A 4,121-nucleotide genomic window follows, 5' to 3' on the forward strand; every position below is an offset into this window, starting at 1 on the left:
CGGAGTCCTGGATCAGAAATACAATATAACCGTTCCTCTTGCACCCCTGGAGGAGGAACCTTCTGTATGAGCAGTATGTGAAACAATCCTGCCGGCCGTCATCTGGAAGTGTTTGACTATAGGACATATGAAGGACACGGATCGGATGAAGACTCGTTTCACCCAGTTTTTAGCCGATAGTATCAACTAAGTTAGACAATTCTTTTACCAGAGCACTTCGCTTTTCGCCTCTTGGAGTGCTCTCCAATTCATGATTTATTTCAATATGTCTGTTCAATATCTTCTGAAAGGAATCAGAATGATATCTCTCATGAATCCAGGATAAATCCTCTTCAGTGATGTTCTCTTGAACTCTCTCCGGAAAATACTCGATGAAATCCGGTTCAGCCCAATTCGACAAGTGGGACATCACTTCTCTCTCCACCCCAAATCCCAGGAGGCTGGGGATGAGATAGATATTTGAGAGCATGGTTCTGGCGAGTTGATATTCACCGTTCTTACCCATCCGATTCAATATCAGTGCCCAGCAAAGGAGTTGAAATGGTTCACCCGAATCGTCTGGAAACTCCTTTTCAAAACAGCGCAGAAACTCTGAGGATCTACGATTATCAGCCAGAAGGAAATAGAGATAGAAAAGATAGTATCTGGCACCAGCTCCGTCATCAATAAAACCATACTCCCGCTTGAAAGCAGATAATTGTGAACGGATTTTAGTAATTCTGTTGGAGAGACCTTTCGCTGTTTTGGGGATACTCATGCCTTAGATCCTACCCTATGGTTTCTATTGTTTTGTCGTATATAAAGATACAGATTCTGTGTCTGAATAATAAATCATGTATACTGGCTTCTTACAGATACTTCATTTCTATTGTAGGACAACATGGATAGAATAATCTATAAAATAATATCATCACTCTCTGATCTCTCAGAAGATATAACAAAGAATGATATGGTAAAGAAGCTGAACAGTCTCTTTAAAGGGGAAGAGCTTCATTCTCTAACAAAATCATTGAGAGATTACCGGAAGGAATCGCGGGGAAAGATTCAAAGAGAGCACAGTAACTAATTCCATCAGATATTCTTACTGATTGAAGTCTACCAGGATATTATTGGTATTGTCGGAGAAAATTGGCATAAGAGTCCTTCCTCATTTCAAGACGATACAAAATACAAGATCTATGCTGTAAGCTCTCTATTCATTAAATCAAGCCAGACAGTACTAGATATGTTGTCCTTACTGGAGAGCGGATCACTTGTTCCAACATTGGTTCTCTGGAGAATAATATATGAGAATTACATCATCTCCAGATATCTACTCGACAACACAGATGATATGTCAGAACGTTTTAATGATCATTGGTTGATCACTGAGAATCGTATAAGGAAAGGCGGAAATGAAGCAATAGCCAGTAAGATTGCTTCTCTCATTGAGAAATATGGACCGAGGTATCAGGATAATTATGGCTGGGCAGGAAGCAAAAAAAATGAAAAGGGAAGGTTTAACTCTTTTGCTGCAATTCATAATCAGATGAAGAGTAAAGAGTTCTTCGAGATGTATTCCTTTACTTCAGACATTATCCATTCCTCTTCATACTCGGTAAACAGATCTATTTTCTCTGATGGTCGTTATGGGAATACTGATATGATTGGCACGTTCTTTGATGATTTTCGCTTACCAATCGAGTGGACGCTCCAGGTGATGGAAAAGTTTGTTGGCATAATACTTGAATACTTCTACTTTGAAGATCCATATGAGAAGAAATCTCTATGTCAGATTATCGAAGTTCTATCGTTATCAATTATTGCTGAATCGGGCAGAAAATAGTCCTGAATATCATAGATCCAGTTTCATGTACTCCTTGAAACACGGCAGGTCGTGAGTCAATCTACCCCCGAAGACACACCTGTAGACACAACAGAAGTCAAGATACGGTTAAGAGCCCTGAAAGGGGAGATGAGCCGAACTGAAATGAAGGGGAAACTGAGCCTGTAGGATGAAAAGAATTTCCGCCTCAGATACATTCAGATGGCCCTTGAAGCCGGACTCATTGAACGCACCATCCCCGTGAAACCCAACAGACGTCTGCAGAAGTACAGGCTCAGTAACAGGTAAAGCAGTGTTGTTACAATATTATGCAGAAGGGAACAGGGACTCGAAGCCCCTTTGGCCTGAATGAAATAACACAGGGGCTGTGGTACAGCCCCGGTAGGACTTAACAACTTCAGGCGCGCGAATAACTGGAGCGGAAGCCGGACAGTACAGGACGTCCGGTGCCAGCCAGGGGCGTCGGCTTTTTCGTGAACGTCAGGATGTCCGGCACTAAAAAGGAAAGTCCCTTTGCCACAAGTACGATCTTGAGATCATTTCTGGAAACATCTGTCCTCTGGTTCATAAACCATCAAATCTGTATATAAGTGCGTGGTTGTCCCCACAGCCGTTAAGTCATTTCACTTCTAGAAAGTCTAAATTCTTATTCCCCACAGGTTCATCCTCATCTGATGTCCCTGGATGGGTCTACATTTTCCTTAAAAGAATGTGGTTTTCCAGGATGGAACTGTCAAAAAAACAGATTGATGATCTTTTGAAGGCGTTGGACAGTGAGTAGCTCTAAGCCTGTTCTACAGGCATGGGAGTTAAGTCGGACAAATTGTTTGTTCACTTCTGGTAGAAGTAAATGCGGACATAGTCTTTAGCTGATATAGTATGGGAAGTACTTGGAGAATAGGAACTTGTATGGGTGAACATTTGGGCGTCTCCCTGGCGTTGCCAGGGGCAGGCTCTGCGTGGGTGCTGTCCCTGTGGGACCGCTCTTCGAGCGCCACTATTATCCTTGACGCAGGGATTGCTTCGCTTATTTGTATGACATTGTTAGAAAACAATTGAATTTATTCATAATAACTGCTGATTTTTTGGGTAATATAAAATTCGGATAAAAGTCGTTGTATGAAATGCTTGGGAGGCTACCAGCAACCATGAAAAGATACATGTGCGAAGAGAGTGAAGAAAAAAACTTGCCCATCAAGAATACCCAACGTCCATGTTGGGCATAAGAAAACTTAGGAAAAGGGATTAAAGATAGATGAAGAATTTTAAAGAAAAAGCAGACCTGATTTGGCGAGTGGCAGATCTACTTCGCGGTGATTATAAGCAATCTGATTATGGAAAAGTCATCCTTCCAATGACAGTACTCAGACGGCTTGATTGTGTACTTGAGCCAACCAAGCAAAAAGTATTGAATTATCTGCCAAAAGTGGATTCACTAAAAGACAGTGCTAAAGATATTGCCCTTAACAAAATTGCGGGTTTCAACTTTCACAACAGAAGCCAATTCAATTTTGATAAGCTAATAGCTGACCCAAATAATGTTTCTGTGAATCTCAGAAACTTCATCAATGGATTTTCCAGCAGTGCAAGAGAGATTATTGAATATTTCAATTTTGATGACCAGATAGACCGGATGGATGGTCCGCAAGCGGATATTTTGTTTCGGGTAATTAAATCTTTTCAGGAAATCGATCTAAAAGACATGGATTCCATGGAAATGGGCTATGTATTTGAAGATTTGATTAGAAGATTTGCAGAACAATCCAACGAAACAGCCGGAGAGCATTTTACCCCAAGAGAAGTCATTCGTTTGATGGTAAATGTGTTGTTCATCGAAGATAAAGACATTCTTACTCAAGACGGTATTGTTAAAACCCTTTATGACCCAGCTTGCGGAACTGGTGGAATGCTGTCTATGGGTGAACAATATGTAAAAGAGCTTAATCCCAAAGCTGAGCTTAAAGTATTCGGGCAGGAAATTAATCCTGAATCTTATGCTATCTGTAAATCAGACATGCTTATAAAGGGGCAAAATCCTAGTCATATCAAATTTGGAAATACCTTTACAGTAGACGGCCTGGAAGAAGAGAAGTTTGATTACATGCTTTCTAATCCGCCTTTTGGTGTGGACTGGAAGAAGGCGGAAAAAATTATCAAGGCCGAAGCTGGTAAAAAAGGTATGAGCGGTCGATTTGGTGCCGGGCTACCCAGAATCAATGATGGTTCACTGCTTTTCTTACAGCACATGATTTCTAAAATGAAATCTGGTGCTACAAGAATCGGAATTGTATTCAAT

At 41.0% G+C, this 4,121-nt stretch carries 3 protein-coding genes and 1 pseudogene; 3 read left to right on the forward strand and 1 reads right to left on the reverse strand.

The window, feature by feature from the left end:
* Positions 1 to 169 precede the first annotated feature (169 nt).
* Complete coding sequence (locus PF479_RS02710; protein WP_298001980.1) at positions 170 to 757, reverse strand: hypothetical protein; 588 nt, start codon at positions 755 to 757, stop codon at positions 170 to 172.
* A 417-nt stretch (positions 758 to 1,174) separates the two neighbouring features.
* Between PF479_RS02710 and PF479_RS02715 the strand changes: the two genes are divergently transcribed.
* The 3 genes and pseudogenes from PF479_RS02715 to PF479_RS02720 form a co-directional block, all read left to right on the forward strand.
* The gene (locus PF479_RS02715) at positions 1,175 to 1,825 is read left to right on the forward strand and encodes a DUF5677 domain-containing protein (RefSeq protein WP_298001984.1); all 651 of its coding nucleotides are present in this window, start codon (positions 1,175 to 1,177) and stop codon (positions 1,823 to 1,825) included.
* 180 nt (positions 1,826 to 2,005) lie between these two features.
* Positions 2,006 to 2,113, forward strand: a pseudogene (locus PF479_RS20715) (Fic family protein); the annotation flags it as partial.
* 967 nt (positions 2,114 to 3,080) lie between these two features.
* The coding region (locus tag PF479_RS02720; RefSeq protein ID WP_298001982.1) for a class I SAM-dependent DNA methyltransferase at positions 3,081 to 4,121 on the forward strand (1,041 nt) is incomplete at its 3' end.

This window comes from Oceanispirochaeta sp. (assembly GCF_027859075.1).
Taxonomy (GTDB): Bacteria; Spirochaetota; Spirochaetia; order DSM-2461; family DSM-2461; genus Oceanispirochaeta.